This is a genomic window from Kitasatospora sp. NBC_01302 (genome assembly GCF_035976515.1).
In the GTDB taxonomy this organism is placed as follows: domain Bacteria; phylum Actinomycetota; class Actinomycetes; order Streptomycetales; family Streptomycetaceae; genus Kitasatospora.
In genome coordinates this window covers 5241131-5267961 of sequence record NZ_CP108404.1, presented here as the reverse complement: position 1 = coordinate 5267961, position 26831 = coordinate 5241131, and the positions used below count along the sequence as shown (strand labels likewise).

Below are 26831 nucleotides of genomic sequence, written 5' to 3'. Positions count from 1 at the left end.
CCATTGTTCACCCTGGCGCGGCCTGCCCGGCCGCGGGGCTCGGCGCGCCGACCGCGCGCCCGCCGCTCGCGCGCCCGCGGCCCGGCTCAGCGCAGCGCGCGGCGCCCGCCCTTGCGGCGGCGGCGCGAGCGCTTGCCCTGGGTTATCGCAGGCATCCCCTCGGCCAGCGCCTCGGTGGCCAGCGCCACCGTCGCCACCACCTTGGCGCGCCGGCCCCCGACGCCGGCGGAGCGGCGGTGCCGGGTGATCCGCAGCACACAGAGCAGGCAGAACAGCAGCGCCACCGGCACGCTGATCTGTGCCAGCCGGACGCCGGCCGGCTGCGGGTAGTGCTCGTTGCAGGCCCGCACCGCACCCGCGTCCTGGGCGGCGTGCTCCAGGCAGATCGGGTCGCCGACCTTGACGTCGTCGGGCAGCGCGAGGTCGGTGGCGGTGCGCAGCCGGCCGTCGGCCAGGTACTTGACGCCGCTGTAGCTGGCGCTGCCCCCGGGGAGCTGGGTGATCGTGCCCTGGACCTGCACCGGGTCGGCGCCGATCTTGTCGGCCAGCGCGGCCTGGTGCCACCCCAGCAGGCACATGCCGACCGCCAGCACGGCGCTGAGCACCGCCGCGAGGTACCAGCCGCGGCCGATCCTCTTGACGGCGGGCATGGACGGGGATCGCATGGCTGGGCTGACCTGGCTTCCCGTGAGACATGTGGTGAGGCAGGCCCTGCGCCGACCGGGGGACGGCCGGACGGGCGGAGGACCGACCGGGATCGTAACCGCTGACCGGCCCTCAGGTCACGGCGAACCGGAATCAGAACGGCCGCGCAGGAGGTGAGTTCGAGGACCGACCATCCCGCTCCCCGTTGGGAACAGGCCCCTCAGCGCCCCCGGTACACCAACCTACCGGCGAGTACCGTGCCCAGGCACTGGCCGGTCTCCCGATCGAAGATGGCGAAATCCGCCCGTCCGCCGACGGCCAGCGTCCCGTTCGGGACCGCTTCGAAGGCGAGGGCGTGCAGCGGCTGCGGCGGGTCGAACGGGGCCAGCACCCGCAGCCCCGAGCGGCTCACCGCCGCCCGCACCTCGGGCCGCTCGAACGGGCCGGCCAGGGCCGTCGTCCCGTGCCGGAGCATCAGCTGCAGCCCGCGGCGGGCGCTGCCGCCCGGCCCGCCGTACTGTCCCGCCGCGAAGCCGCCGCTCGGGAGCGGCCGGGGCTCGACGCCGATGCCCTCGCGCGGGTCGGGGTGGTAGTGGTGCTCCAGCAGGAGCGCGCCGTACGGCTGCGCCCCACCCGGGGTCAGCCGCGCGCCGGTCCACTCACGCAGCCGGGCGTCCGGGTGGGCCGCCGCCAGCTCGGCGTACGGGCCGAGCGCGGCGATCCGGTCACCGTGCACCAGCACCGCCCCGTCGTCGATCGACGGGGCGGTGCCGGAGGGCGCCAGGACCGCGGCCCGGTGCAGTGTGAGCACGGCGGCGGGCCTCAGTTGGTGGAGAGGATCTTCAGCTCCGGGTGCGCCGTGCCGCCCTCGATCGCGGTGGAGGCGATGTGCGAGGCGACCCGCGGGTCGACCGGGTCGTTGGCCGGGTCGTCCAGCACCCGCAGGTGCTCGTAGGTGGTGGCGCGCTGCGCCGGCACCCGGCCCGCGGTGCGGATCAGGTGGATCAGCTCGGTCAGGTTGGAGCGGTGCTTGGCCCCGGCCGCCGAGACCACGTTCTCCTCCAGCATCACCGAGCCGAGGTCGTCCGCGCCGTAGTGCAGCGACAGCTGGCCGGCCTCCTTGCCGGTGGTCAGCCAGGAGCCCTGGATGTGCGCGATGTTGTCCAGGAAGAGCCGGGCGATCGCGATCATCCGCAGGTACTCGAAGACGGTCGCCTGGGTCGAGCCCTTGAGGTGGTTGTTCTGCGGCTGGTAGGTGTACGGGATGAACGCCCGGAAGCCGCCGGTGCGGTCCTGCACCTCGCGGATCATCCGCAGGTGCTCGATCCGCTCGGCGTTGGTCTCGCCGGTGCCCATCAGCATGGTGGAGGTGGACTCGACACCCAGCCGGTGCGCGGTCTCCATGATCTCCAGCCAGCGCTCGCCCGACTCCTTGAGCGGGGCGATCGCCTTGCGCGGGCGCTCGGGCAGCAGCTCGGCACCGGCGCCGGCGAAGGAGTCCAGACCCGCGGTGTGGATCCGGGTGATCGCCTCCTCGATGGAGACGCCCGAGATCCGCGCCATGTGCTCGACCTCGGAGGCGCCCAGCGAGTGGATCACCAGCTGCGGGAAGTCCGCCTTGATCGCGGAGAACGCGCGCTCGTAGTACTCCACGCCGTAGTCGGGGTGGTGGCCGCCCTGGAACATGATCTGGGTGCCGCCCAGCTCGACGGTCTCCGCGCAGCGGCGCAGGATCTCGTCCAGCTCGCGCGACCAGCCCTTGTCACTCTTCGGCGGCACGTAGAACGCACAGAACTTGCACGCCGTCACGCAGACGTTGGTGTAGTTGATGTTGCGTTCGATGATGTAGGTCGCGATGTGCTCGGTGCCCGCGTACCGGCGCCGGCGCACCGCGTCGGCCGCCGCGCCGAGCGCGTGCAGCGGCGCGGAGCGGTAGAGCTCCAGCGCCTCCTCGGCCGAGATCCGACCGCCGGCCGCCGCGCGGTCGAGGACGGCCTGCAGGTCGGTGCTGGACGCGTCGAGAGTCGCTACGGGCTCGGACACCTGGCGGCCTACTTTCTTGCTCACGGATGCCGGGCCGGCCCGGCGACATGACCGAACCAGCCTACGCCAGGCGTTTCGGCCGCCCGTGGGTGTGCCACCGGTGTGCCCTCGGCGGTCGGGGGCCGGGTCAGGAGACGCGGGTGAGGTCGCCCGATCCACCGTCGACGTCGAGGTGCAGGCTGCCGTCGGAGTTCCGGGTGTACACCCGCGGCTGGTCGTCCGCGATGCAGCCGAGGCCGCCCTTCAGCTGCTTGATCATGAGCACCACCTCGTCAGGGCTGGCCGAGACCAGGTAGTCGGTGCCGGTGCAGGTGGTGCCGTTGGACCAGAAGCTGGTGGCGTCGGCCACCACCTGACCCACCGTGCCCTGCCGCAGCGTGACGCGGTAGGTGACCGAGCCGGTGAGGCCCTGGGCGGTCAGGTCCCCTTTCCAGCTGCCGAGGAACGGCTGCGGTATCGCACCGCCCGAGGCGGGGGTGGCGCTCGACGGGGCGGCGGCCGGGGCGGCGCCCGACCCGGAGGGTGCGGACGCCCCGGCCGGGGTCGGCGACTGGCCGGTCGGGGCTGTCGGTCCGGACGCCGTCGCCGACCGGCCGGCCGTCGACGAACCCGCCCCCTTCGACAGCCACAGCGTGGCTCCCACCGCGACCACCGCGACCAGCACCGAGGCGCCGAGCACGGCGGGCCAGCGGCGACCGGCCCGGAGCGGCGCCTGCGGGTGCACCTGCGGGTGCGGGTGCGGCTGGGCCGGGTGGTACGGCTGGGTGGGGGTGTGCGACGGCGATGGGTACCCCGCCGGGGGATTCCCGGGCGCCGGGCGCGGCCGGGCGCCCGGCCCCGCGTCCACCGTCGTCGCGAGCCGGGTCCGGCTTGGACCCGGATCCGGGCCGGGCTCCGGGCCGTGGTCGAGGTGCAGCAGTTCCACCGCCTGGCGGCCCACCGCCGCCGCCAGCGCCGCCGGCAGCCAGGTCCCCCCGCCCGGCCGGGCGGTGCCGGCTCCGGCCGGGTCCAGCCGCTCGCCCAACCGGGCCGGCGTCAGCCGACCGGCGGGGTCCTTCGCCAGGCAGGCCAGCACGGTCGCGTGCAGGCCGGGGTCGAGCTCGGCCAGCCCGTCGAGCCGCGGCTCCTCGTGCAGCACGTTGTAGAGCAGCACGTACGGGTTGGAGTCGCCCTCCCCGAACGGCGGGACGCCGGTCGCCGCGTACGCGAGCAGCGCGCCCAGCGAGAAGACGTCCGAGGCCGGCCCGGCGGCCACCCCCTGGGCCTGCTCGGGGGACATGAACCCGGGCGAGCCGACCAGGTGGCCGGACCGGGTCAGGGCCGTCCCCGCGTCCAGCGCCCGCGCGATGCCGAAGTCGATCAGCAGCGGGCCGTCCAGCGTGAGGAGCACATTCGACGGCTTGACGTCCCGGTGCACCAGCCCGAGCCCGTGCACGGCCGCCAGCGCCTGGGCCAGCCCCGCGCCCAGCGCGCGCACCGAGGCGGCCGGCAGCGGTCCGAAGTCGCGGACGGCCGCGCTGAGCGCCGGCCCCGCGACGTACCCGGTGGCCACCCACGGGGGGCGGCCCTCGAGGTCCGCGTCCAGCACCGCGGCCGTCCAGCGGCCGCCCACCCGCCGGGCCGCCGCCACCTCCTGCCGGAAGCGGGCGCGGAACTCGGCGTCCTCGGCCAGATCGGCTCGGATCACCTTGACGGCGACGTGGCGCCCGCCCGCCGTCCGCCCCAGGTAGACGCGGCCCATCCCGCCGGCGCCGAGCCGCCGCAGTAACTGGTACCCGCCCAGCCGGCGCGGGTCGTCCGGCTCCAGTGGCTCCACGGTGTGTTCCCCTCCCCGGCCGACACCCCGGCCGGCTGGGCACGACCGTACCGGTCGGCGACACGCCGCGGAACCGCGATCAGCGATCCGTGAAACACATGTGACGATCCATCAGCCGAGGCGGGCGGGAGGTCAGGACGCCACCGGCTCCAGCAGCCGGAAGCTCACATCGGGCTCGAAGCCGCTGTCGTGCGCGACCCGGCGGGCGAACTCCGCGATGCCGGCCAGCTGCCGCTCGCCGAGCGAGAAGTCCAGCGCCTCGCTGAAGTAGCGCTCCAGCACCGTTGCGTCGAAGGCCTCCCAGCGCGCCGCCTGCGCGGCCACCTGGTCGGCCTCGGCCAGCGACAGGTCGCGCGAGTCCAGGAACGCCCGGTGCACGGCCGCCACCAGCTCCGGCCGGCGCTCGACGAACTCGCGCCGGGCCGCCCAGACCGCGAAGACGAACGGCAGCCCGGTCCACGCCTTCCACATCTCCCCGAGGTCGTGGACGGTGTAGCCGCTGTCCGCCCGCGCCTCCAGGGTGGCGCGCAGCGCCGGGTCGCCGATCAGCACGGCGGCGTCCGCCTGCGCCAGCATCGCGTCGAGGTCGGGCGGGCAGCTGAAGTACTCGGGGCGGACGCCCACCTGCTCGGCCAGCAGCAGCTGGGCGAGCCGCACCGAGGTCCGGCTGGTGGAGCCGAGCGCGACCGGGCGGCCGTCCAGCTCGTCGAGCGGACGCTTGCTGACGATCACGCAGGACATCACCGGTCCGTCGCTGCCGACGGCGATCTCCGGCAGCAGCACCAGTTCGTCCGCGTGCCGCAGGTACTCGACGCAGGTGATCGGGCCGATGTCCAGCGCGCCGTTGACCAGCAGGTCGCTGAGCTTCTCCGGGGTGTCCTTGGTGAGGTCCAGATCGAGCAGGCTGCCGGTGCGGGCCAGGCCCCAGTAGAGGGGCACGCAGTTGAGGAACTGGATGTGGCCGACCCGGGGCCGGGTGAGCGGTGCGCCGCCCGAGCCGCCGTCACCCGTCGCGCTCGCGCCCACTGCCGCTTCTACCGCCGATTGCACCAGCTCAGCCACGGTGTACTCCCTTGCCCGTCGGTCCTGTGCTGGCAGCGTATGCCCGCGCCTTCCGCGGTTCGGCGCGACCCCCGCGCAACACGCTTTCAGCCATCTCCGACACGCCCCTCAGGTCCCGGCAGACACCTCTGGTCGAGCCCGCGCCTGCGTGCTACGGTTTCATCCAGTTGCAGTTTGATTCCCCTTGCAGTACTTGAAGCCTGCGGAGCATGTAACCGCGGGCTTTTTGTAGTTTTTCAGCATTGCAGCATTATGCGAAAAACTCCGGGTCCACTCCGGAGGCGGGGCGATCAGCGCAGCGGACCGGTTACCACACGGTGTGGTAACCAATACGTCCCTCGCAAGGAGAACGGCATGGCCACGGGAACCGTCAAGTGGTTCAACGCTGAGAAGGGCTTCGGCTTCATCGCCCAGGAGGGCGGCGGCCCCGACGTCTTCGTCCACTACTCCGCCATCAACGCGAACGGTTTCCGCTCGCTGGAGGAGAACCAGCAGGTCACCTTCGACGTCACCCAGGGCCCCAAGGGCCCGCAGGCGGAGAACGTCACCACCGTCTGACCTTACTTCTCTGCTGACTGATCGCTCAGGCCCCGGCCACCACCGGGTGCACCCGTGGCCCTCCCCGGGCCGCCGAGCATGACACGCACCACCAAGGGGGCCTGCCGGGCGATGCCCGGCGGGCCCCCTGCCGTTTTCGCTTCCGGGGCGATTCCGGGCCCGTTTTTGAGGTTGGCTCAATTGTGATGGCGCGTTAACCCCTGCACGCTCCCCGGGCGTGCGCCGCCCGGCTTTCCGGCCGCCCGCTCTTCCAGTCGTCCCGCAGCACCCGGACCGCACGTAGTACCCGGGAGACTTCGCCGCAGAGATCGACCAGTTGGCCGCAGATGTAACGCAGGATCCAGAATCCGCCTGCCAGATACGCCGCAATCGAGGCGGTCCAACCAACCGTTGCCACTGGAGAGTCGCTCTCTCCCCCCGGTGGTGCCGGCACGTCGGGCCGGCCCTGGCCACCGCTCCAGGGTCTGTCGGACAGGCCCTGACACCAGCACGCTACCCGGCGCACCGTGCGCGGAAACGCGCGCGGACGCGGCGCGGGCCGGAGCCGTCCTGCTCGCTCCGGCCCGCGCCGCGTCCCCCCAGGCCCTGCGTCAGGCGGCGGCCGGCACCCGCTCGCCCGCGGCCTGGGCCGGCACCACGGGGGCGTCGGCGTCGGCCTCGTACAGCTCGCGGCTGGTCGGGGCGTTGTAGGCCGTCAGGTCCAGGGTCTTCTCGCGGGCCGAGACCAGAATCGGCACGACGACCTGACCGGCGACGTTGGTCGCGGTGCGCATCATGTCGAGGATCGGGTCGATGGCCAGCAGCAGGCCCACGCCCTCCAGCGGCAGGCCCAGGGTGGACAGCGTCAGGGTCAGCATCACGATCGCGCCGGTGAGGCCGGCGGTGGCCGCCGAGCCGATCACCGAGACGAAGGCGATCAACAGGTAGTCACCGATGCCGAGGTGGATGCCGTAGACCTGGGCGACGAAGATCGCGGCGATCGAGGGGTAGATCGCGGCGCAGCCGTCCATCTTGGTGGTCGCGCCGAACGGCACCGCGAAGCTCGCGTACTCGCGCGGGACGCCCAGCCGCTCGGTGACCCGGCGGGTGACCGGCAGGGTGCCGACCGAGGAGCGGGAGACGAAGGCGAGCTGGATCGCGGGCCAGGCGCCCTGGAAGAAGCGCACCGGGTTCAGCCCACCGGCGAAGCGCAGCAGCAGCGAGTAGACGACGAACAGCACCAGCGCGCAGCCGACGTAGATGTCGGCGGTGAAGGTGGCCAGCGGGCGCAGCAGGTCCCAGCCGTACTTGGCGACGGACTTGCCGATCAGGCCCAGGGTGCCCAGCGGGGCGAGGCGGATGACCCACCACAGCGCGGTCTGCACCAGTTCGAGCACCGACTCGTTCAGCCGGAGCACCGGCGCGGCCTTCTCGCCTGCCTTGAGGATGGCGGCACCGGCCACCACCGCGAGGAAGACGATCTGCAGCACGTTCACCTTGAGGAAGGCCTCGGCGATGTTGGTCGGGATGATGCCGGTCAGGAAGTCCACCCAGGAGCCGGAGTCGGCCGGGGCCTTGAGGCCGGTGGTGGAGAGGTTGGTGCCGTGGCCCGGGTCGGTGAGCAGACCGATCGTCAGGCCGATGGAGACCGCGATCAGGCTGGTGATCCCGAACCAGAGCAGGGTGCGCGCGGCGAGCCGGGCGGCGTTGGTGACGTTCCGCAGGTTGGCGATCGAGACCACGATGGCGGTGAAGACCAGCGGCGGCACCGCCAGCTTGAGCAGCTGCACGAAGGTCTTGCCGATGGTGTCGAGCGTGGTGCTCAGCCAGGAGACGTCGTTCTGCCGGGCGATGAAGCCGAGCACGACGCCGAGCACCAGGCCGGCGATGATCTGCACCCAGAACGGGGTGCGGAGCAGCCGGGCCGGGCCCGAGGGCGTCCGGGTATCAGGGGCGGGGGCGGTGGCGGACATGGCAGTGCGGCTCCGGGGGGCAGGGGGAGGGCAGGAGAGGAGAGGGAGAGGGCGGGCGACGCACCGGACTCGTTCGCGTCCGACCGGTCCTGACCGGCGATCGGCCGGTCGTTCGCGGGATCCGCGGGGAGGTGCGCCGCCTAGCTACAGCTCGGAACGCGACACGCGCCGCGGCAGGCGTCCGCCGCACCACCGGCCCCCAGGCAGGGCGGCATCGACGGCAGCGCGCACGGCATGAGCGGACCGCTCATGTCCTGCTGCCGGAGTGCGCCTGGGGTGGTCATGGTCAACACATTAACAGTAAAAATTTGAGATCTTCAAAGTAGTTGTTTGATATGTGAGACACCCCGTGGTCGCCCCGCGGTCCGCCTCGCGGTCCACCGCACCTGACGGACGGTCGGATTGACCTCGCGTAGTTATACGTATAACTTGACTGTTCTCCGCCGCCGCATGCCCAGCCGTGCCGCCGTGCGGGCCCCGCCCCCTTGCCGTCCGCCACCGCCCGGGAGACCCCCCGTGGGCTACCTCGCCCTGCTCCGCGCCCCCCACGTCACCCGGCTCCTGCTCGGCACCCTGCTCGGCCGGCTGCCCGCCGGCATGACCGCGCTCGTCATCGCCCTCGCCCTGCGCGAGGCCGGGGCGCCGTACAGCAGGATCGGGCTGGCCACCGCCGCCTACGCGATCTGCGCCGCGATCGGCGGCCCGGTGCTCGGCCGGATCGTGGACCGCACCGGACAGCCGCGGGTGCTGCTCTGCGCCGCCGTGGTGGCCGGCTTCGGCTACGCGCTGCTCGCCCTCGCACCCGGCAGCGCCCCGGCCGCGATCGGCGGCGCCGCCCTCGCGGGTCTGGCCATGCCGCCGCTCGAACCCTGCCTGCGCGCCCTGTGGCCCGACGTGGTCGCCGAGGAACAGCTCGACACCGCCTACGCCTTCGACTCCGCCTCCCAGCAGATCCTCTACGTCGCCGGGCCGCTCGCCGTCGCCGCCCTGGCCGCGGTCGCCAGCCCCGTCGCCGCGCTGTGGACCGCCGCCGGCCTCGGCCTGGCCGGCGCCCTGGTGGTCGCCACCACCGCGCCGGCCCGCCGCTGGCAGGCGCCGCCGCGCGAGCACGGCGCCGGGCTGCTCGGTCCGCTGCGCTCCCCCGGCCTGGTGCTGCTGCTGATCGGCCTGGCCGGCGCGGGCTGGACGGTCGGCGCGCAGAACGTGCTCTTCATCGCCTACGCCGAGCGCCACCCGCACCAGCTGCCCGGCGGCGCCGGCCTGCTGCTCGCCCTGGCCGCGCTGGCCGGCCTGCTCGGCGCGCTCGCCTACGGCGCGGTCCGCTGGCGCAGCAGCACGGCCACCCGCACCTGGGCGATCGCCCTGGCGATGGCCGTCTGCTACCTGCCGCTGCTGCTGCTCCCCGCCCCCGGCCCGATGGCGGTCCTCGCCTTCGTCTCCGGCATCGGCCTGGCACCGCTGCTCGCCGCCGCCTTCGTGCTGGTCGCCGAGCTGGCCCCGACCGGCACGGTGACCGAGGCCTTCGCCTGGCTGGTCACCCTCTTCGCCACCGGCAACGCACTCGGCTACGCCGTCTCCGGCGCGCTGGCGGGCAACTCCCTGACCGGGGTGGCGTACTGCTCGGTCGCCGGGATCACCCTCGGCGCCCTGCTGCTCTTCGCCGCCCGCCGCCGACTGCAGCCGGTGGCCGCACCACAGGCGGTGGCACCGGTGCCGGTGAGCCTGGCGGGTTGAGCCCGGGGCACGGCCCCGTGCGGCCGCCCGGCGCGCAACCCGCTGCCGGGCCCTACGGCTTGGCCGGTCCGGTGGAGGAGCGGACGATCAGCGAGGTTGCCAGCGGTGCGACGGGCGCGACCTCGCGGCCGTCCAGCCGGGCCGCCAGTGCCGCCACGCCCGCGCGGCCCAGGTGCTCGCCGGGGAGGTCGACGGTGGTCAGCGGCGGGGTGAGCAGCGCGGCGACGGCGACGTTGTCGATGCCGACCACCGAGACGTCGGCGGGGATGCGCAGGCCCAGGTCGGCGGCGGCCTGGTAGAGGCCGGAGGCGACCACGTCGTCGTCGCAGACCACGGCGTGCGGGCGGTCGGGCCGGGTCAGCAGCTCGGTGGCGGCGGCCCGGGCGGCGGCCTCGCCGCGGTTGAGGGTGACGCCGACCTCGATCACCTCCAGCCCGTGGACGGCGGCCTCGAAGGCGGCCTGGCGGACCCGGAAGGTGTAGGCGCTGTGGGTGGAGCGCAGGTGGCCCAGCCGCCGGTGCCCGAGCGCGGCCAGGTGCGCGACGGCGGCGGCCATGCCGCCCGCGAGGTCGAGTTCGACGGTGGGCGCGCCGCCGGCCGAGGCCGGGTCGGCGTCCAGGAAGACGGCCGGGGTGCCGGCGGGCAGGGCGCCGAGCTGGCTGTCGTCCGGCGAACAGATCAGCAGACCGTCGAACCGGCTGGTGGTGGCGGCCTCGGCCAGGGTGGCGGCGCTCCAGCCGGAGCTGACCACGACCTCCAGCCCGTGCCGCGCGGCCTCCTCGTGCACACCGGCCAGCACCCGGCCGAAGAACGGCCCCTGCAGGTTGGGCACCGCGAGCAGGGCCAGGCCGCTGCGCCCCAGGCGCAGCTGTCGGCCGGCCGCCTGCGGGCGGTAGCCGAGGCCGCGGGCCGCCTCCAGCACGCGGTCCCGGGTGGCGGCGGAGACCCGGTGGCCGGCCTCGGAGCCGGAGAAGACCAGGGAGACGGTGGCCTGCGAGACGCCGGCCAGCTGGGCCACGTCGCGCCCGGTGGGGCGGCGGGCGGGTCCGGGCGCGGGGGGCGGCTCGGGGCGGCTCGCCACGCGGGTCAGGACTGCTGGGCCGGAGCGGGGGTGGCAGGGCTCGCGGCGCTCGCGGCCCGGGCCGCGTCGTCGGCCGCGTCCTCCTCGGCGTTCTGCTCCGCGATCCGGTCGGCGGTGCGCGAGCGGATGCTGCTGACCTTGCTGACGACCTGCTCCGACATCTCGTCGCGCTGCTTGCTCAGCACCACGTAGCTGATCGGCGCCGAGAGCAGGGCGGCCAGCAGCACCAGGAAGACGAAACCGGTGGCACCCACCACGGGAATGATCCCGAAGTGGCCGAGCAGCGTGGTGACCAGCAGGCAGGCGAGGAAGATGCTGGCCCGCAGGGAGGTGTAGCGGAGCGTGGCGTGGGACTTGCTGCTGCTACCGGGGCTGCTGCTCACGGGTGGCTTCCTTCTCGACGGGCGGTGGGGCTACGGCGGGCCTTCGCAGGAGTGACGGGGCCTCCCAGTGAAGCATGCCCACCGGAGCGCCCCTCGCCCGCCTCGGCACGACGGCGGACCCGGCCCCGGTGCGGCCGCCCCGGCGCAGGTGTCCCGGCGCGGCCGTCCCGGCGCAGGCGCCTCAGCGCAGGTCGAGCCAGAAAGTGATGTCGTCGCGGTCGTCGCCCGGCGCCACCCGGATCGCGCCGGGCACCCGGCCCACCTCGGTGTAGCCGCAGCGGCCGTAGAACTTCTCCAGCCCCATCCCGCCGCGCGCGGTGAGCTGCAGCCCGGCCAGGCCCCAGCCGCGCGCGATCCGCTCCGCCTCGGCCATCAGCTCGGCGCCGTAGCCCAGGCCCTGGCAGGCCGGGGCGACCATCACCCGCTTCAGCATCCGCCAGTGCTGCATGAGTTCGAAGCGCATGGACTCGAAGAAGAGCACCCCGGCCAGCGGGCCACCGGGCTCGGCCCGGGCGATCAGCAGCCGGTCGGGCCCGCTCCCCCCGGGGCCGCCGAGGCCGGCGAGCTGCTGCTCCGCCGTCGGCCGCACCCGCTCCTCGGTGACCGGCGGCACGAAGCCGACCGCACCGCCCGCGTTCGAGACGTCCGTCCACAGCGTGATGATCTCGGCGCGCAGCCCCGCGGTCGGCTCGGGGTCAAGGGTGAAGTGCAGCGTCATGCTCCCGGATGCTACTGCGCGGCACGGACACCCGGCGCAGGCCCCGGATCGCCGGGGTGAGCAGCAGCGCCGCCACCACCGCGACCGTGACCCCGGCCCCGAAGAAGAGCACCGCCCGCGCCCCGTACGCGTCGGCGGCCGGACCGGCCAGCGCGCTGCCGAGCGGGACCATGCAGACCGAACCGGCCACCTCGTAGGCGTGGATCCGGTTGAGCACCTCGCCCGGCACCTGGGTCTGCACGCTGGTGGCCCACATGACGCCCCAGAAGGTGTAGCCGGTCCCGGCGACCAGCAGGCAGCCGATCAGCGCGGGCACCGGCAGGTCCAGCGCGATGCCCAGCGGGTAGAGCGGCGCGGCCAGCATCGCCAGGCTGCCGGCGGCCAGCGGGCGCACCGGTTTGAACCGGATCGCCAGCACGCCGCCGACGACGGTGCCCACGCCGTAGGCGGAGTTGAGCAACCCGTACACCGTCGAGCCGTGCGCGGGCACCAGCACGCTCGCGGCCAGCGGGACCACCGGTCCGTAACCGAAGACGCTGTAGCCCATCCAGATCAGGATCACGCCCCACATCCAGCGGCGGGAGCGGAACTCGCGCCAGCCGACCACCAGGTTGCGCCAGAGGCTGTCGCCGGGCGGCGGCGCGGGGACCGGGCCGAGCCGCAGGGCGAGCAGGCAGAGCGCGCTCAGCCCGAAGGTGCCGGCCGCGATCACCATCACCCAGCCGGTGGCCGCCGCGCCGACCAGCGCGCCGGCCACCGCCGGACCGGCCAGTGCGGTGACGGCTTCGGCGGTGCGCAGCACGCCGTTGGCGCCCTGGACGTCCCGGGCCACCAGCGGCACCGTGCTGGCCGCGCCCGGCTGGAACATCGCGCCGGCGGCCCCGGCCAGCGCGAGCAGGCCGTAGAGCTGCCAGGTGTGCTGGATGCCGTGGAAGAAGAGCAGCGCCAGCAGGACCCGGGTGGTCAGGTTGGTCAGGTCGGCGCCGATCATCATCCGGCGGGCGGTGAACCGGTCGGCCAGCACCCCGCCGATCAGGATCAGGGTGGCGAACGGGGCCAGCCACCAGGCCAGCGCGTAGCCGACGGTGCTGACGGAGTGTCCGGAGCCGATCAGGCCGGCCGAGACGGCGACCGGCAGCATCGCGTCGCCCAGCAGGCCCGAGCTGCGGGCGGTGAAGTAGAGGCGGAACGAGCGGGACCAGATGGCGGGGCCGCCAGCAGGCCTGGGGCCGGTGGGAGCTGAGGGGCCGGTGGGAGTGCTGGGACCGTTCACAGGCAGCAGGGTGGTATAGACCACCGTGGAATTCCAGAGGTTTCCGGTCACGATCCGGATGCGCGGCCGACGCGCACGCGCCGTCGCCCGCCACAGGGCGACGGCGGCCGCCGGGTACCCATCCCGGGCGGCCGCCGGTACGGGCCCTGACCCGCACTGGGCGCTCCGCACTCGCCAAGGCGCCGACAGCCGATCCGGCCCGTACGGGCCCGATCCCCCTGGCTGACCTGCCCTTGGCGTCCCCTCGCGACGGAGAGCTCACCCAAGGGTGATCAGCTGGATACGTCACGTCAATGGTTTGTCGGAAATTCCGAAGGGTTGCGCTGGCTTTCGGCCTGCCGACCAGCCGGATCCGGCCGCCGACCAGCCCGGGAGCCGGTCGGCACGGCCCGTCAAGACCGCCCGCCGGGACACCCCGCGCGAGCCCGTCAGGCCGTCAGCATCCCGTGCTCGCGGGCCGACCCGCCACCGGCCAGCGGGCCGCGGTCCAGCTCGCACCAGACCAGCTTGCCGGAGCCCTGCGGGCACCAGCCCCAGCGGGCGCAGAGCAGTTCGACCAGTTCCAGCCCGCGGCCGTTGGTGGCCGAGGCCGCCGCGTGCCGGGGAGCCGGCGCGGTGCCGCTGGCGTCGGACACCTCCACCCGCAGCGGTGCCGCCGGGTCGGGCGGCCAGCTGAGCCGCAGCGCGGCGGGCCGCCCGGTGTGCACCACCGCGTTGGTCACCAGCTCGGAGACCACCAGCACCAGGGTCTCGGCGAACGGCGACCCGGGGTCCGCCCCGAAGGCGAGCACCTGGGCGCGGACCCATCGGCGGGCCCGGCCGACCTCCACGGGGTCGGCGGCCACCGCGAGCTGTACCTGAAGCACCTGCACCGCTCCACCACCTGCATGACGAGCTACCGGTAGGACTGTCCGGGCGTCGGCGGCCCAGGGCCTGTCCGGCGTGACGAAACCTACCGCTCCAGCCCCGGTGACCAGCTGTGGCCACGCGGCGAAACCACCCGTGCGACATATGTCCAGCCGCGCTCGAACAGCTCCACCCAGCTCTTCTGATAGCCGGTCTCATCCGATAGCCCTGTTCTTCCGATCCCGTGCTCTTCCGATGCAGTGCTCTTCTGACAAAGGGCCTCCAAGCGGCGGCACCCGCCACTACCGTGGTGGCATGACCGCCCTCGACTGGGACCAGCAGATGCGGTCGCGGTTGGCCCGCGGCGAGGAGAGCGCGCTCGGCGAGCTCTACGACCAGCTGTCACCCCTGGTGCACGGCCTGGCCGGACGGATCCTGGGCGACGAACAGGCCGCGGCCCACCTGACCCGCGAGGTCTTCGGCCACCTGTGGGAGCACCCGGAGGAGTTCGACCCCGAGCTGCGCTCGCTGCGCTCCTGGGTGGGCGAACTCACCCAGCAGCGAGCCGTGGAGCGGCTGCGCCGGGCCGAGCTGGGCGCCGAGGAGATCCACGACCGGGCCGCCGCCGCGCAGGTGCAGTACGTGGTGGCCGCGCTGCCACCGCCGCTGCGCGAGACCCTGGAGACGACCTGGCTGGACGGCCGGACCTACCAGGAGACCGCCCGCCGCCTGGGCATCAGCGAGCAGGCCGCCAAGCAGCGCCTTCGCCTTGGTCTGCAACTGCTCGCCTCTGAACTGGAGTTCGGGTCATGATGAGAGCACCTTGCTGACCGGCAAGCGGCTGTGACGGGGGATCGGCTGTGACGGGAGATCGGGCCGTGCTGACGGAGCAGGACCACGAGGCGCTGCGCGCCCTGCTCGGCGCCTGGGCGCTGCGCGCCTGCCTGCCCGAGGAGGGCGCCGCGCTGGAGCGGCACTTCGCCCGGTGCCCGGACTGCGCCGAGGAGGGCGAACGCCTGCGCCGGGCCGCCGCCCGGCTGCACACCGACGACCCGCTGGACCAGCCGGACGGGCTGCGCCAGCAGGTGCTCGACTTCTGCCTGACCCGCCGCGCCGCCGAGCTCCCGGTGGCCGCCTGGGCCGCGCCGTACGCCGCGGAGACCGCCAAACTGGACGCGCTGCTGCGCGACCTGGGCCCCGGCGAGTGGCAGGAGACGGCCGAGCTGCCCTGGCACGGCGGGGTGCTCAGGCGCCGTCCGGCCGAGGTGCTCTGCCACCTGGCCGCCGTGGACGGCCTGCTCGCCCAGGCGCTGGGCCTGCCGGACCCGGTGACCGGCGCCGAGGGCCGGGTGCCGGCGCAGGCCGGCCCGTCCGCCGGCTCCGCCGATCCGTTCCACGCGCTGCTGGACCGCTCCGACCGGCTGGCCCGGACCCAGGCCGACGCCGCCCCGCAGGAGGTGCGCTCGCTCTGGCGGGCGCAGAGCCGGGCGATGCTGCGCGGCGCCGAACCGGCCGCCGCCGACAAGTGCGTGGACTACGGCTTCGCCGTCGTGCCGGTCCGCGACGCCTTCCTCGACCGGGCCTTCGAGACCTGGATCCACGGCGAGGACGTGGCCCGCGCGGTCGACTACCCCTACGCCGCCCCGGCCCCGCCGCACCTGCGGCAGATGGTCGACCTGGCCGCCCGGATGCTGCCGGTGGCGCTGGCCGGGCGGCGGCAGGCGGCCTACGCGGGCACCGCACCCGCCGCCGACGGCTCGGCGCGCACCCTGCGGCTGGTCATCGAGGGGCCCGCCAACGGCGAGTGGCTGATCCCGCTGGACGGCGCCGGGCCGCAGGAGTCCGGCGAGCCCGCCGCGACGGGCGATCCGGTCGCCGAACTGGTGATCGACGGCGTGGAGTTCTGCCAGCTCGCGGCGGCGCACCGGGACCCGGACCGCCTCCCGGTCGGCGAGTACGGCGACCGGGAGGCGATCCGCGAGGTGCTGGCGGCGGTGCCGCTGCTCTCCCGCCCGTAGCCCCGGGGGGCTCAGGCGAAGACGACGGTCCGGGTGCCGTTCAGCAGCACCCGGTGCTCGCTGTGCCACTTCACCGCGCGGGCCAGCGCCTGGCACTCCACGTCCCGGCCGAGCGCGACCAGCTGCTCGGGCGTCACGTCGTGCTGCACCCGGGCCACCTCCTGCTCGATGATCGGGCCCTCGTCAAGGTCGGCCGTCACGTAGTGGGCCGTCGCGCCGATCAGCTTCACGCCCCGGGCGTGCGCCTGGTGGTAGGGCTTGGCGCCCTTGAAGCTCGGCAGGAAGGAGTGGTGGATGTTGATCACCCGGCCGCTGAGCGCCTTGCACAGGTCGTCCGAGAGCACCTGCATGTAGCGGGCGAGCACCACCAGGTCGACCCGCTCGGCCTCGACCAGGTCGAGCAGCTGCTGCTCGGCCTGCGCCTTGGTCTCCCGGGTCACCGGGATGTGCACGAAGTCGACGCCGTGCGAGGCGGTCAGCTCGGCGAAGTCGGTGTGGTTGGAGACCACCGCGACGATCTCGATCGGCAGCGCGCCGATCGAGGTGCGGAAGAGCAGGTCGTTGAGGCAGTGGCCGAACTTGCTGACCATCAGCACCACGCGCATCTTCTCGGTGGCCGGGTGGATCTCCCACTCCATGCCGAAGGAGGCGCCGATCGCGGTGAAGCTGGCCCGCAGGCCGTCCACCGTCACCGGCGCCTCGGCGGAGAAGTGCACCCGCATGAAGAACAGCCCGCTGTCGGTGTCCCGGTCGCCGAACTGCTGGCTGTCCATGATGTTGCAGCCGGTCATGAACAGGTAGCTGGAGACCGCGTGCACGATCCCCTGCCTGTCCGGGCAGGACAGGGTCAGCACGTACTGGGTCGACTCGGTCGCGGTCCGCTGCTCCACCACTGGTTCTTTCACTGGTCCTTCGCTGTCGCCCGGCTTCGAGGGACCGGTCCTGAATTCCGTCAAGGGTGGCACAGCCGGGCACCGGTCAGCCGATCCGGGTGAGGATCCTCAGCACTTCGAGCGACCGCGGCGGCGCCGCCGGGTCCTCGCCGTCGTTGACCGCCAGCAGCTCGTGCGCCGCGCGGGCGGCGGCCACCGCCTCCGGCCAGCCCGGGTGGCCGAGGTAGGCGGCGGCCGGGGCGTCGGCACCCACCTCGTGCAGGATGCGCAGCACCCGCAGCACCGCCGCGTCCACCAGGGCCGCCTCGGTGGCGTCCCGGACCACGGTGCCTATGTACTTCTCGGCGGACCAGCGGTCCAGCCAGCTGTCCTCGACCAGGCGGTAGACGGCGTCGGTCACGTCGCCGTAGCCGGGGCGGCCACCGGCCCAGTACTCCTGCTGGAAGGCGGGGTCGGCGAGCATGTGCAGGGCGGAGCGCAACCGGGCGCGCCAGCGCCACCAGGGCAGATCGTTGAGCGGCATGCCGCCCATGGTGCTGGAGCGGCGCCCCGAACGAGAAGGGTTTCGCGGAGAGCCGTCCGAAGAATCTGTGCTGAGCGCCATGGCAGACGATCGTACGTTCCCCATCCACTCAGCATCTACACGCGTCCACACTCCGAGTTCATCACCGCGTTCCGCAATGTTCCCCTGGCCGACCTCTGGTGGAGTGAACCCGCGTCAAGGCTGTCGGCCATCGGAACGGCCGTCGGACGTGGGGGTAGCGAGCAGATGAGCACCGTTGTACCCGGGCGACCGGCCGCCCGGCGCCGGCGCACCGGCGGTGCGGCCCTCGCGGTCGCCTTACTCCCCGTGCTCCTGGGCACCGCCGGCTGCGGGGGCCCGGCCGGCGCCGCCGGCGACAAGGCCGAGCTGACGGTGATGACCTGGGCGCCCGCCAACACCGGTTCGGCCGACCGGCCCGGCATGACGGCGCTGGCCACCGCGATCGGCGACTCGCTCAACTCCCAGGGCGGTGTGGCCGGCCACCGGCTGCGGGTGCTCACCTGCAACGAGCACAACACCGCCGACGGCGCCGCCGCCTGCGCCCGGCAGGCCGTGACGGGCGGCGCGGTCGCGGTGATCGGCTCCTACAGCCAGTACGGCGACGCCTTCATGCCGCTGCTGGAGACCAGCGGGATCCCGTACATCGGCGGCTACGGGCTCTCCAGCCCCGAGTTCACCAGCCCGGTCTCCTACCCGGTGGCCGGCGGCACGCCCGCGCTGATCGCCGGCAGCGGCCGGCAGCTGGTGGCGGCCGGCTGCCGCACGGTGGCGCTGATCCGCCCCGACACCCCGGCCGGCGACACCCTGGTCGGCGCGCTGGGCGCGGCCCTGACGCCGGACAACGTCAAGCTGACCGACATCCGGGCCAACGAGACCTCCAGCGACTTCACCAACCAGGCCCGCCGGGCGGTCGGCGCCGACCAGCCCGGCAACTGCATCACCGCCGCGCTCAGCGCGGTGCCCACCCTCAACCTGCTGGACTCGCTGCGCCGCCAGCCGCACCAGAACACCAGGCTCGCCTCGGTGATCGGCAGCTTCCAGCAGTCCGTGGTGGACTCCACCGGCGGCGACGCGGGCCCGCTCAACGGCGCCTACGCGACCGGCTGGTACCCGCCGGAGTCCTCCAAGGTCTGGGACCCGCTGCGCGCGGTGGTACGCACCAGGGACGCCGCCGACCTCACCAGCATCGACGTCTCCGACCCCGGGGTGGAGACCACCTGGGTCGCCTACCAGGTCTTCGTCCAGGCCGTGCAGCGCCTGGACAGCCAGCCGGTCACCGGCAAGGCGCTGCGCGACGAGCTGGACAACGGCCAGCCGATCAGCACCGGCGGCGCCACCCCGCCGCTCAGCTGGGCGATGACCAACATGCTGGCCAGCGCCGACACCCCGCGCCTGGTGAACACCTCGGTCACCTTCCAGCAGGTCCGGGGCGGGCAACTGGTGGAGCAGCAGCCGGGCTTCGTGGACGTCCGCTGGGTCCTCACCGGCGGCACGCCGCCGAGCGGCCCCGACACCCCCTCCCCCGCCCCCTCCTGAGCCGGGACAGGCGCTAGCCCGGCGGCACCGCCGGTGCCGGGCCGAGGGTGGTGGTCCCCGGGGCGGCCTGGTGGCCCAGGCCGCTGCGGTAGACGTCCAGCGCCTCGGCCGGCCGGCCCACGCGGCGCAGCAGGTCGCCCAGCAGCCGGCACAGGTCGGCCAGGTCGGCCACCGCGCCCGCGTCCTGGAGCAGTTCGAGGGCGGTGCGGTAGTGCGTCTCGGCCGCCACGAGGTCGCCCTCCTCCTCGGCGATCCGGCCCAGCAGCCGGTGCGCGGCGCCCGCGTGCACCGCGCCGCGCCCCGGGTGCAGCGGGCCCAGCAGGTCGGCCAGCAGCGCCGCGGCCTGCGCGGTGCGGCCCGACCGGTGCAGCACGTCGGCGAGTTCGACGTCGATCTGCTGGGTGTAGAGACTGACCCGGCCGTCCTGGCGGCCGCTCAGCAGCGCGCGGGCCGTGCGCAGTTCGCGCTCGGCGGCGGGCAGGTCGCCGTCCTGGGCGCGCAGGTAGCCGCGCATCCAGTGGCAGTGCGCGAGTTCGGTGCGGATGTGCAGCTGCCGGTAGAGCTCCTGGGCCTTGGCGAGCGAGGCGTCGGCCTCCACCGCCCGTCCCTCGGCGAGCAGGGTGCGGGCCACCGAGCGGTGCAGCCGGGCGACCAGGGCGGGGTCGGCCACCTGCGGGGCCAGCGCCAGAGCGAGTTCGGCGGCCCGGGCGGCTCGCCGGTGGGCGCCCAGGTCCAGGTAGGGCGCGATCACGGCCGAGTAGAGCAGCAGCAGGGCCTGCGGGTCGGGCAGGCCGCTCGCGTTGAGCTGGTCGATCGCGCTCTCCAGCAGGTAGCAGGAGTAGCGCAGGTCCCCGGCGAGCAGGTGGGCGACCGCGCGGCCCCGCAGGGCGGGCACCCGCTGCGGCAGCGGGGCCGTGCGCAGCAGCTCCTCGGCGGCCTGGAAGTGCTCGATCGCCTGGTCGAGTTCACCGGTGTCGAGCGCGCAGTCGCCCAGGCCCGTCAGCGCGCCCGCGCGCTGCTCGGGCAGGTCGTAGCGGGCGGCCTCGGCGGCCAGTTCGGCGTACCGGGCCGCGGCCCGCACCGGGTCGCCGGCCGCCAGCTCCTGGTGCGCCTCGGCCAGCCGCAGGCCGAGTTCGGTGGCCAGGTGGGCCGGGCGGCCGGTGACCAGCTGCTCGACGCTGACCCCGAGCCGGCCCGCGAGGTGGCGCAGCGCGGCCTCGGAGGGGCGGACCTTGCCGGACTCCACGGTGGAGACATAGGCGGCGGTGTAGTCGGGCTCGGCCAGCGCCCGCTGGGTGAGCCCGCGTTCGGTGCGCAGCGCCAGCAGGCGCCGGCCGAGGTCGGTGCGGTCGATCGTCTCGCTCATCACGCTCGTCTTTCCTGACCGTCTGCCGGGCCAGGGTATTGCGGGTCCGGCACCCTGCCAACTAGCTTAACCGCCGATGTAAGTGAACTTACATCAGAACTTAACGCCCGTGCCCCCAGCGAACGGACCCCCACCCATGCGCATCCGGCAGGCCGTCATCGGCGCCACCACCACCCTCGCGGCCACCCTCGGGCTGCTGGCCACCGCCCCCGCGGCCGGCGCGGCCCCGCTCGCCCCCGCCGTCCCCCTGCTGCCGCACTCGGCCGCGGCGGCGGCCACCACCGGACCGATCTGCTGGTTCGGCGCCTGCTACGACTACGTGAACGGCCGTCAGGTCACCGACGCGAGCGGAGCGACGATGCGGATGATGGTGGCCGCTCCCGCGATCAAGCCGGGCGACACCGACTCGCACTCGCTGCAGGAGCTGGCGCTGCAGTCCGGCGACCAGAAGTCCACCGTGGAGATCGGCTGGACGGTCGACCTCGGACTCAACGGCGACCTGCGCCCGCACCTGTTCGTCTACCACTGGGTGGACGGCGCGGAGAGCTGCTACAACGGCTGCGGCTTCGTCCAGGTCTCGCACAGCGCGAAGGCGGGCATGGCGCTGCCGGCCGGCTCGGCCGCCCGGTTCGCCATCCAGAACGTCGGCGGCGACTGGTGGGTCTTCTACGACGACCAGCCGGTGGGCTACTTCCCCGGCTCGCTCTGGCAGGGCACGTACACCCGGGCCCAGATGATCAGCGCCTTCGGCGAGGTTGCCCACGCCTCGGGGAGCACCTGCGAGCAGATGGGCGACGGAAAGGCCGGTACCGCGCACGGCTCGGGCTGGATCGACGACTTCCACCTGATCGGCGCCACCGACCGCTCGCACCTGACGGTCACCGCCACCAGCCCGGCGCTCTACGACGCCGGCCGGGTCACGCCGACCTCGTTCCACCTCGGCGGGCCGGGCACCGGCCCCTGCTGACCGGCGCCCGCCCCGGGGAGGGTCCGGTCAGAGCTGGATCGGGCCGTACGAGGGCAGGCCGGCCTGCTGGGCGATCGCGTTCCAGGTTTCGGAGGCCTGCCCCTTGGCGGTGGTCGCGGCGCCGCTGGCCTGGTCACCGGAGGACAGGTTGGGGTCCGAGCCGACCTTGGTCGGGTCGCAGCCCTGGGCGAAGTCGCCGGCCCAGGCCGCATAGGCGTCGTCCGCGTTGGCGGAGGCCTGCCAGGCCTGGTTGAGCTGGTCCACCAGCTGCTTGCCGGTGGGCAGCTTGTCCACCTTGAGGGTGGCCAGCTTGGTCATCAGCTGCTTGCGCTGGGCCGAGGCCTGGGTCAGCGCGGTCTGGGCAGCCGCCGGGTTGTCGCACTTCTTGACCGCGCCGACCGCGCCGACCACCGCCTGACGGCTGGAGTTGGCGGTGCTCAGCAGGGTGGACAGCGCCTGCGCCTGGGCCTGGGCGTCCGCGCTCAGCGCGCTGGAGCCGCTGGAGCCGCTCGGCTGGGGGCTGGCCGAGGTGTCGGTGCCCTGCGCCGCCGTGTGCTTGGCCTTGGCCTTCTCCTTCGTCTTGGTGTCACCGCCGCCACCACCGGCGAGCACCCCGACCAGGATGCCGCCCACCACGCACAGGCCCACCACACCGGCGACCACCGTCCGACGGGACATCCGCGAGCCGCCGCCGGACCCGGCCGGGGGCAGCGAGGCGCGGCCCAGGCGGGTGGTCTGCTCGTTGGGGGTCTGGTACTCGCCGGCGGCGTAGCCGGCGGGGGCGAAGGACTGCTGCCCGCCGTAGGTCGGCTGCCCGGCCGGCGGCTGGCCGCCGAAGCCCTGCTGGCCCCCGTAGCTCTGCTGGCCCGGGAAGGCCGGCGGGCTCTGCGGGAACGACTGCTGCCCGCCGAAGCTCTGCCCTTGCGCGGGATGCCCCTGCGCGGGCCCCGGCTGGCCCGGCACGGCGCCCGCCGTCGGGTCGCTGGTCGGGTACGGCGGCAGGTACTGGGTCTCCCCCGCGGCCTGCTGCGCCACCTCGGGCACGTAGGCGGTCGGCGCATCGCCCCAGGACGCCCCCGGGCCGAGGTACTCGGGCCCGCCCTGGCCGGCCTGGGTGACCGCCGGTGGCTGGGGTGCCCCCTGCGGCGGCACTGGCGGCTGCTGCCCCGGAGCCGGCTCCGGGCGGAACAGGTCGTCCAGGTTGAAGTCACCGGAGTTGGGGTACGAGCGGCGCTGGCTCAACGCGAATCCTCACCTGTGCACGGCTGCGGGCGCACCGGGACAGCAAGCGGCGGCCGGGCGGCCCCATGACGGGTGGACCGCCCGCGCTCCCTGTCCGGTGTGAGCACCCGGGCCTTCCTCGGTTCTTCCGCGCGCTAGCTGACGGCGGACCACTTCTGGAGTTCCTCACTACCTCCGGCCCACGCTACCGGTTCACCGCTACGGGTGACCACGCGGGCAGGTGTTCCCGTCCGTTCGCCGCAGGTTCGCGCGCGGCACCGTCAAGTTTTGGTCACGCGGCCTCCACGTCAGCACGCTGCTGGAACTCGCGCACCACCCGGTGGTCACGGAACGGCTCCAGCCGCCGCCGGAAGTCGTCCAGGTACTCCACGCCCCGGTTGGAGCGCAGCCCGTTGAGCAGCCGCACCGCCTGGGCCCCGGTCTCGCAGGCCCGTTCGATGTCCCGCTGCTGCAACTGCGCGGTGGCCAGCAGCACGAGGTCCACCGCGCGGCGCCGCACCCGGGTGGGCGGGTGCAGCTCCAGGGCGATCCTGGCCTGCCGCTCGGCCTGCTTGGACAGCTCCAGGTCGCGGTAGCAGTGCGCCAACTCGTCGGCCAGGTAGGCCGCGTCGAAGTGCGCGATCCAGTCCGGGTCGTCCTCGGGGCGGCGCTGCTCCATCGCCTCGATCGCCCTGGCCGCCACCAGCTCGCAGGAGCGGGCGTCGCCCAGCAGCGCGTGGCCGCGCGCCTCGGCGGCGTAGAACATCGCCATCGCGGTCGGGGTGGCCACCGAGCGGGCGCCCTCCTGCGCGGCGCGGGCCAGCTGCGCGATCTCCCGGGGGTTGCCCAGGGTGGCCGCGAGGTGACTCATCGACGCGGCCAGCACATAGCCGCCGTAGCCGCGGTCGTCCGCGGCCTGGGCCAGGCGCAGCGCCTGGATGTAGTAGCGCTGGGCGAGCCCGGGCTGCCCGGTGTCCACCGCCATGTAGCCGGCCAGCTCGGTCAGCCGGGCCACCGCCGCGAACAGCTGGCGCCCGGTCTCCTCCCGGTAGCCGCCGCTGAGCAGCCCGGACACCACGCTGTTGAGGTAGTGCACCACCACCGGGCGGACGTGTCCGCTGCCGAACCGGTGGTCCAGGTCGACCAGCATCTCGGTGGTGGCCCGGATCGCCGCGACGTCGGCCGGCCCGACCCGCGGGCCGCCGCTGCGGGCGACCACCGGGTCCGGCGGGGTGATCAACCAGTCCCGGCTGGGCTCGACCAGCGCGGAGGCGGCCACCGAGGCACCGTTGAGGAAGTCCCGGCGGCTGACGTCGCTGCGCCACAGCTCGCAGACCTGCTCCAGCGCGCCGCTGAGCGTGGCGGCGAACTGCAGGCCGACGCCCGAGGTGAGGTTCTTGCCGTCGGCCATGCCGATCTCGTCCACCGTGACGCCGCGGCCGAGCTTGCGGCCCAGCGCCTCGGCGATCACCGCCGGCGCCTGGCCGCGCGGCTGCTGGCCGCGCAGCCAGCGCGCGACCGAGGTCTTGTCGTAGCGCAGGTCGAGCCCGTGCTCGGCACCGCAGAGGTTGACCCGGCGGGCGAGCCCCGCGTTGGAGCAGCTCGCCTCCTGGATCAGCGACTGCAGGCGCTCGTTGGGCTGTCGTGCGACGAGTGGTCTCGCGGCCATGGGCTTCGCCTCCCCAGCGCCCCCGGTTCCGGCCGGCGGGCGTCGACTCTGCTGCTCTGGTTGCCGAGGCGCCGGACGTGGCTCCGCAGGGGGCCCGGTGGCGCGCCGACTACCCGGCCAGTGAAGGAACTTGAGGCCAGGTTAGCGATCAACGACACCATCGGGATACCCATGTGAACGACTGGATCAGCGTGCGCGCCCTGGAAAATGCTCCTGTGCGCCCCCGCTGCGCCCACCTGGACGACGGGGGGCGAACGCCAGGGCAACGCCGCGCCAACGCCTGCGGAGCGCCACCTTCCGCGCCAGGGTCCGCCACCGCGCGCGGCGGCGGACCGCACCACCGGTCACCACCCGCCCGGCAGTCAGAGCCGTGGCGCGACTCACCGGTTCGGGTGACATTGCCGGTTGCGGGCCGCTCGCCCCCGGGCATCCCGTAACCCGCCCCACGGCCGGTAGTTGTGCAGCACGTGGAAGAGACCCCAGGAGCCCCGCAGCCGGGCAGTGACGGCAAACCGATCTCCCCGCTGCTGATCGAGGCGGTCAGGTACGCGGAGGACCGGCACTGGGAGGTCGTGCCCGGCACCCACCTGATCGAGGACGACGGCCCGGCCCGCTGCTCGTGCGGAGCGCCCAGCTGCCCGCTGCCGGGCGCGCATCCCATCACCCAGGACTGGCACCGGCGGGCCACCTCGGGCCCCGGCGTGGTGCGCCGCTGGTGGACCGAGAGCCCGCACGCCTCGATCGTGCTGCCCACCGGCCGCTCCTTCGACGTACTGGACGTCCCCGAGGTGGCCGGCTGCCTGGCGCTGGCCCGGATGGAGCGCCTGCAGCTGCAGCTCGGCCCGGTCGCCTCGGTGCCGGCCACGCCGGGGCAGCGCGGGCGGCGGCTGCTCTTCCTGGTGCTGCCCGGTGCCCAGGCCAAGGTGCCCGAGGCACTGCGCAAGCTCGGCTGGGCGCCGGGGCGGCTCGACCTGACCTGCCACGGGGACGGCGGCTGGATCGTCGCACCGCCCTCCCGGATCGGCGCGTACACCTTCGCCCAGTGGGCCCGCCAGCCCTCCGCGCTGAACCGGTGGCTGCCGGACGCGGACGAGTTGATCAACCCGCTCGCCTACGCCTGCGGCCGGGACGCGCCGGCCGCCCGGCTGGCCCCGCCGCAGGCGAAGGTGCCGGTCACCGCGCCACCGCGGCGCTAGACAGGCAGTGCGCCACCGCGGCGCCAGGCAGGCAGTCGCTGCGTCGTGATCTGACGTTGCATCAGCCACTTGAGCGGGTCCGGTAATCCGGGCCCGCTGCCGGTGCTGGCGGCAGGCCCCGGTGATCGTCCTGAGGAGCTGGCGTACCCGGTGCCCACCGGGGCAAGCCGCTCGGACGAGTGACAGGGCCCGGGGATTGGCATCCGCCACCCAGGGGATGAATGGCTGCAGACGGGGACCGCACAAACCACGACGAAAGGGACCACCGGGAGCAAGGACAAGGGACCAGGGCCACGGGGAACGGGCCATCGGGGAACCGCCGGAGACGGCCGTCGGGGAACGGCCATGGGGGAGCAGGACCGGGGGAGCCGGGGGAGCGCCTGGACGGGGAAGCCGGGCGTGGCGCAGGAGGGGAAGCAGGAGGGGAGCGGGGGGACCGGGTGGGGATCAGGGTGGGGCCGCCGAGGGCCCCGGCGCGCGGGGACGCGCCGGGGCCCTCGGTTCACCTGCCCGCGCGGCGGGCGCGACGGGCTACGGCTGCGCCACGAAGACGTGCTGGGCGATGTCCTTGCCCAGCTCGGCCGCGTCCGCGCCACTGCCGACCAGCACGCCGCCGACCGCCGGGGCGACCTGCACGGTGGCGCCCGGGCGGATCCCGGCCCGGCGCAGGGTGCGCATCAGCTCCTCGTCGGTCTGGATCGGCTCGCCGATCCGGCGCACCACCACGCTGGCGCCGTCGTCACCGGGGCGCAGCGCGTCCAGGGTGACCAGGGCGGCGTCGAAGCCCTCGCCCTCGGCCTTCATGTCGCCCAGCTCGTCCAGGCCGGGGATCGGGTTGCCGTAGGGCGACTGGGTGGGGTGGCCGAGCATGGCGAGCACCTTGCGCTCGACCGTCTCGCTCATCACGTGCTCCCAGCGGCAGGCCTCCTCGTGGACCTCCTCCCACTCCAGGCCGATCACGTCGATCAGCAGGCACTCGGCGATCCGGTGCTTGCGCATCACCCGCACGGCGAGCCTGCGGCCCTCCTCGGTCAGCTCCAGGTGGCGGTCCCCGGCGACCTGGAGCAGGCCGTCGCGCTCCATCCGGCCGACCGTCTGGCTGACCGTGGGGCCGCTCTGCTCCAGACGCTCGGCGATCCGGGCGCGCATCGGGGTGATGCCCTCTTCCTCCAGCTCCAGGATGGTGCGAAGGTACATCTCAGTCGTGTCGATCAGCCCAGACATCGCCGCAGGCTCCGTTCCTCGGTATCCTCACCGCCAATTCTGACGTACCGCACGGACAACCGAGCCCGGCGCAATCCGCTTCCCGC

General features: G+C 74.1%; 24 protein-coding genes. 7 read left to right on the top strand and 17 right to left on the bottom strand.

Annotation, left to right across the window (positions count from 1 at the left end; translation table 11 throughout):
* Window positions 1–86: 86 nt before the first annotated feature.
* The 5 genes from OG294_RS22940 to OG294_RS22920 all read right to left on the bottom strand — a co-directional run bounded on the left by OG294_RS22940 (window position 87) and on the right by OG294_RS22920 (window position 5530).
* Window positions 87–650, bottom strand: a complete 564-nt coding sequence (locus OG294_RS22940; protein WP_327068409.1) for a hypothetical protein — start codon at window positions 648–650, stop codon at window positions 87–89.
* A 215-nt stretch (window positions 651–865) separates the two neighbouring features.
* Entirely contained in the window at window positions 866–1456 is a 591-nt protein-coding gene (locus tag OG294_RS22935; RefSeq protein ID WP_327068408.1) for an imidazolonepropionase-like domain-containing protein, read from the bottom strand.
* Between the two features lie 11 nt (window positions 1457–1467).
* The gene (gene mqnC, locus OG294_RS22930; RefSeq protein ID WP_327068407.1) at window positions 1468–2688 is read right to left on the bottom strand and encodes a cyclic dehypoxanthinyl futalosine synthase; all 1221 of its coding nucleotides are present in this window, start codon (window positions 2686–2688) and stop codon (window positions 1468–1470) included.
* Window positions 2689–2815: 127 nt separating this feature from the next.
* Entirely contained in the window at window positions 2816–4504 is a 1689-nt protein-coding gene (locus tag OG294_RS22925; RefSeq protein WP_327068406.1) for a serine/threonine-protein kinase, read from the bottom strand.
* Between the two features lie 132 nt (window positions 4505–4636).
* Window positions 4637–5530 (bottom strand): menaquinone biosynthetic enzyme MqnA/MqnD family protein, encoded by an 894-nt coding sequence (locus OG294_RS22920; protein ID WP_327071632.1) that lies wholly within the window; start codon window positions 5528–5530, stop codon window positions 4637–4639.
* Between the two features lie 390 nt (window positions 5531–5920).
* Between OG294_RS22920 and OG294_RS22915 the strand changes: the two genes are divergently transcribed.
* On the top strand, window positions 5921–6124 hold the full coding sequence (locus tag OG294_RS22915; RefSeq protein ID WP_184936065.1) for a cold-shock protein: 204 nt from the start codon (window positions 5921–5923) through the stop codon (window positions 6122–6124).
* Between the two features lie 590 nt (window positions 6125–6714).
* Here the strand turns inward: OG294_RS22915 and OG294_RS22910 are convergent.
* On the bottom strand, window positions 6715–8076 hold the full coding sequence (locus OG294_RS22910; protein ID WP_327068404.1) for a dicarboxylate/amino acid:cation symporter: 1362 nt from the start codon (window positions 8074–8076) through the stop codon (window positions 6715–6717).
* Between the two features lie 516 nt (window positions 8077–8592).
* Between OG294_RS22910 and OG294_RS22905 the strand changes: the two genes are divergently transcribed.
* Window positions 8593–9810 (top strand): MFS transporter, encoded by a 1218-nt coding sequence (locus OG294_RS22905; RefSeq protein WP_327068403.1) that lies wholly within the window; start codon window positions 8593–8595, stop codon window positions 9808–9810.
* 52 nt (window positions 9811–9862) lie between these two features.
* Here OG294_RS22905 and OG294_RS22900 read toward each other — a convergent pair whose 3' ends face one another.
* From OG294_RS22900 to OG294_RS22880, 5 genes are all read right to left on the bottom strand, one after another.
* Complete coding sequence (locus OG294_RS22900) at window positions 9863–10891, bottom strand: LacI family DNA-binding transcriptional regulator (protein ID WP_327068402.1); 1029 nt, start codon at window positions 10889–10891, stop codon at window positions 9863–9865.
* Between the two features lie 5 nt (window positions 10892–10896).
* Window positions 10897–11274 carry a DUF4229 domain-containing protein gene (locus tag OG294_RS22895; protein WP_327068401.1) on the bottom strand — a complete coding sequence of 126 codons (378 nt, stop codon included), beginning with the start codon at window positions 11272–11274 and terminating at the stop codon, window positions 10897–10899.
* 181 nt (window positions 11275–11455) lie between these two features.
* Window positions 11456–11992 carry a GNAT family N-acetyltransferase gene (locus OG294_RS22890; protein ID WP_327068400.1) on the bottom strand — a complete coding sequence of 179 codons (537 nt, stop codon included), beginning with the start codon at window positions 11990–11992 and terminating at the stop codon, window positions 11456–11458.
* A complete protein-coding gene (locus OG294_RS22885) occupies window positions 11970–13265 on the bottom strand; it encodes an MFS transporter (RefSeq protein WP_327068399.1) in 1296 nt (431 codons plus the stop codon). The genes OG294_RS22890 and OG294_RS22885 overlap by 23 nt, the downstream gene beginning before the upstream one ends.
* A gap of 428 nt (window positions 13266–13693) precedes the next feature.
* Window positions 13694–14137: an ATP-binding protein gene (locus OG294_RS22880; RefSeq protein WP_442789197.1), complete on the bottom strand. Its 444-nt coding sequence runs from the start codon at window positions 14135–14137 to the stop codon at window positions 13694–13696.
* 289 nt (window positions 14138–14426) lie between these two features.
* Here OG294_RS22880 and OG294_RS22875 point away from each other — a divergent pair, with 289 nt between their 5' ends.
* Window positions 14427–14924, top strand: a complete 498-nt coding sequence (locus OG294_RS22875) for a sigma-70 family RNA polymerase sigma factor (RefSeq protein WP_327068397.1) — start codon at window positions 14427–14429, stop codon at window positions 14922–14924.
* Between the two features lie 65 nt (window positions 14925–14989).
* The gene (locus OG294_RS22870; RefSeq protein WP_327068396.1) at window positions 14990–16129 is read left to right on the top strand and encodes a maleylpyruvate isomerase N-terminal domain-containing protein; all 1140 of its coding nucleotides are present in this window, start codon (window positions 14990–14992) and stop codon (window positions 16127–16129) included.
* Window positions 16130–16140: 11 nt separating this feature from the next.
* On the opposite strand, the gene purU is transcribed toward OG294_RS22870, so the two are convergent.
* Complete coding sequence (gene purU, locus OG294_RS22865; protein WP_327068395.1) at window positions 16141–17019, bottom strand: formyltetrahydrofolate deformylase; 879 nt, start codon at window positions 17017–17019, stop codon at window positions 16141–16143.
* Between the two features lie 88 nt (window positions 17020–17107).
* Window positions 17108–17545, bottom strand: a complete 438-nt coding sequence (locus OG294_RS22860; RefSeq protein WP_442789196.1) for an SCO4402 family protein — start codon at window positions 17543–17545, stop codon at window positions 17108–17110.
* Between the two features lie 246 nt (window positions 17546–17791).
* Between OG294_RS22860 and OG294_RS22855 the strand changes: the two genes are divergently transcribed.
* Window positions 17792–19102 (top strand): ABC transporter substrate-binding protein, encoded by a 1311-nt coding sequence (locus OG294_RS22855; protein WP_327068393.1) that lies wholly within the window; start codon window positions 17792–17794, stop codon window positions 19100–19102.
* A 13-nt stretch (window positions 19103–19115) separates the two neighbouring features.
* Here the strand turns inward: OG294_RS22855 and OG294_RS22850 are convergent, their stop codons facing one another.
* Window positions 19116–20468, bottom strand: coding sequence for a helix-turn-helix domain-containing protein (locus tag OG294_RS22850; protein ID WP_327068392.1), 1353 nt, complete (start codon window positions 20466–20468; stop codon window positions 19116–19118).
* 136 nt (window positions 20469–20604) lie between these two features.
* Here OG294_RS22850 and OG294_RS22845 point away from each other — a divergent pair, with 136 nt between their 5' ends.
* Window positions 20605–21435: a neprosin family prolyl endopeptidase gene (locus tag OG294_RS22845; RefSeq protein ID WP_327068391.1), complete on the top strand. Its 831-nt coding sequence runs from the start codon at window positions 20605–20607 to the stop codon at window positions 21433–21435.
* Between the two features lie 27 nt (window positions 21436–21462).
* Here OG294_RS22845 and OG294_RS22840 read toward each other — a convergent pair whose 3' ends face one another.
* On the bottom strand, window positions 21463–22677 hold the full coding sequence (locus tag OG294_RS22840; protein WP_327068390.1) for a hypothetical protein: 1215 nt from the start codon (window positions 22675–22677) through the stop codon (window positions 21463–21465).
* 271 nt (window positions 22678–22948) lie between these two features.
* Entirely contained in the window at window positions 22949–24325 is a 1377-nt protein-coding gene (locus tag OG294_RS22835) for a transcriptional regulator (RefSeq protein ID WP_327068389.1), read from the bottom strand.
* Between the two features lie 467 nt (window positions 24326–24792).
* Here OG294_RS22835 and OG294_RS22830 point away from each other — a divergent pair, with 467 nt between their 5' ends.
* On the top strand, window positions 24793–25521 hold the full coding sequence (locus OG294_RS22830; RefSeq protein ID WP_327068387.1) for a bifunctional DNA primase/polymerase: 729 nt from the start codon (window positions 24793–24795) through the stop codon (window positions 25519–25521).
* A 531-nt stretch (window positions 25522–26052) separates the two neighbouring features.
* On the opposite strand, the gene OG294_RS22825 is transcribed toward OG294_RS22830, so the two are convergent.
* Window positions 26053–26745, bottom strand: a complete 693-nt coding sequence (locus OG294_RS22825) for a metal-dependent transcriptional regulator (RefSeq protein ID WP_327068386.1) — start codon at window positions 26743–26745, stop codon at window positions 26053–26055.
* Window positions 26746–26831: the final 86 nt, after the last annotated feature.

What these genes read in the sequence shown, in the direction of transcription:
- OG294_RS22940 (WP_327068409.1), bottom strand. Translation starts at nt 650, where the DNA reads ATGCCCGCCGTCAAGAGGATCGGCCGCGGCTGGTACCTCGCGGCGGTG.
- OG294_RS22915 (WP_184936065.1), top strand. Translation starts at nt 5,921, where the DNA reads ATGGCCACGGGAACCGTCAAGTGGTTCAACGCTGAGAAGGGCTTCGGC.
- OG294_RS22910 (WP_327068404.1), bottom strand. Translation starts at nt 8,076, where the DNA reads ATGTCCGCCACCGCCCCCGCCCCTGATACCCGGACGCCCTCGGGCCCG.
- OG294_RS22890 (WP_327068400.1), bottom strand. Translation starts at nt 11,992, where the DNA reads ATGACGCTGCACTTCACCCTTGACCCCGAGCCGACCGCGGGGCTGCGC.
- OG294_RS22875 (WP_327068397.1), top strand. Translation starts at nt 14,427, where the DNA reads ATGACCGCCCTCGACTGGGACCAGCAGATGCGGTCGCGGTTGGCCCGC.
- OG294_RS22860 (WP_442789196.1), bottom strand. Translation starts at nt 17,545, where the DNA reads ATGCCGCTCAACGATCTGCCCTGGTGGCGCTGGCGCGCCCGGTTGCGC.
- OG294_RS22855 (WP_327068393.1), top strand. Translation starts at nt 17,792, where the DNA reads ATGAGCACCGTTGTACCCGGGCGACCGGCCGCCCGGCGCCGGCGCACC.
- OG294_RS22850 (WP_327068392.1), bottom strand. Translation starts at nt 20,468, where the DNA reads ATGAGCGAGACGATCGACCGCACCGACCTCGGCCGGCGCCTGCTGGCG.
- OG294_RS22845 (WP_327068391.1), top strand. Translation starts at nt 20,605, where the DNA reads ATGCGCATCCGGCAGGCCGTCATCGGCGCCACCACCACCCTCGCGGCC.
- OG294_RS22835 (WP_327068389.1), bottom strand. Translation starts at nt 24,325, where the DNA reads ATGGCCGCGAGACCACTCGTCGCACGACAGCCCAACGAGCGCCTGCAG.
- OG294_RS22825 (WP_327068386.1), bottom strand. Translation starts at nt 26,745, where the DNA reads ATGTCTGGGCTGATCGACACGACTGAGATGTACCTTCGCACCATCCTG.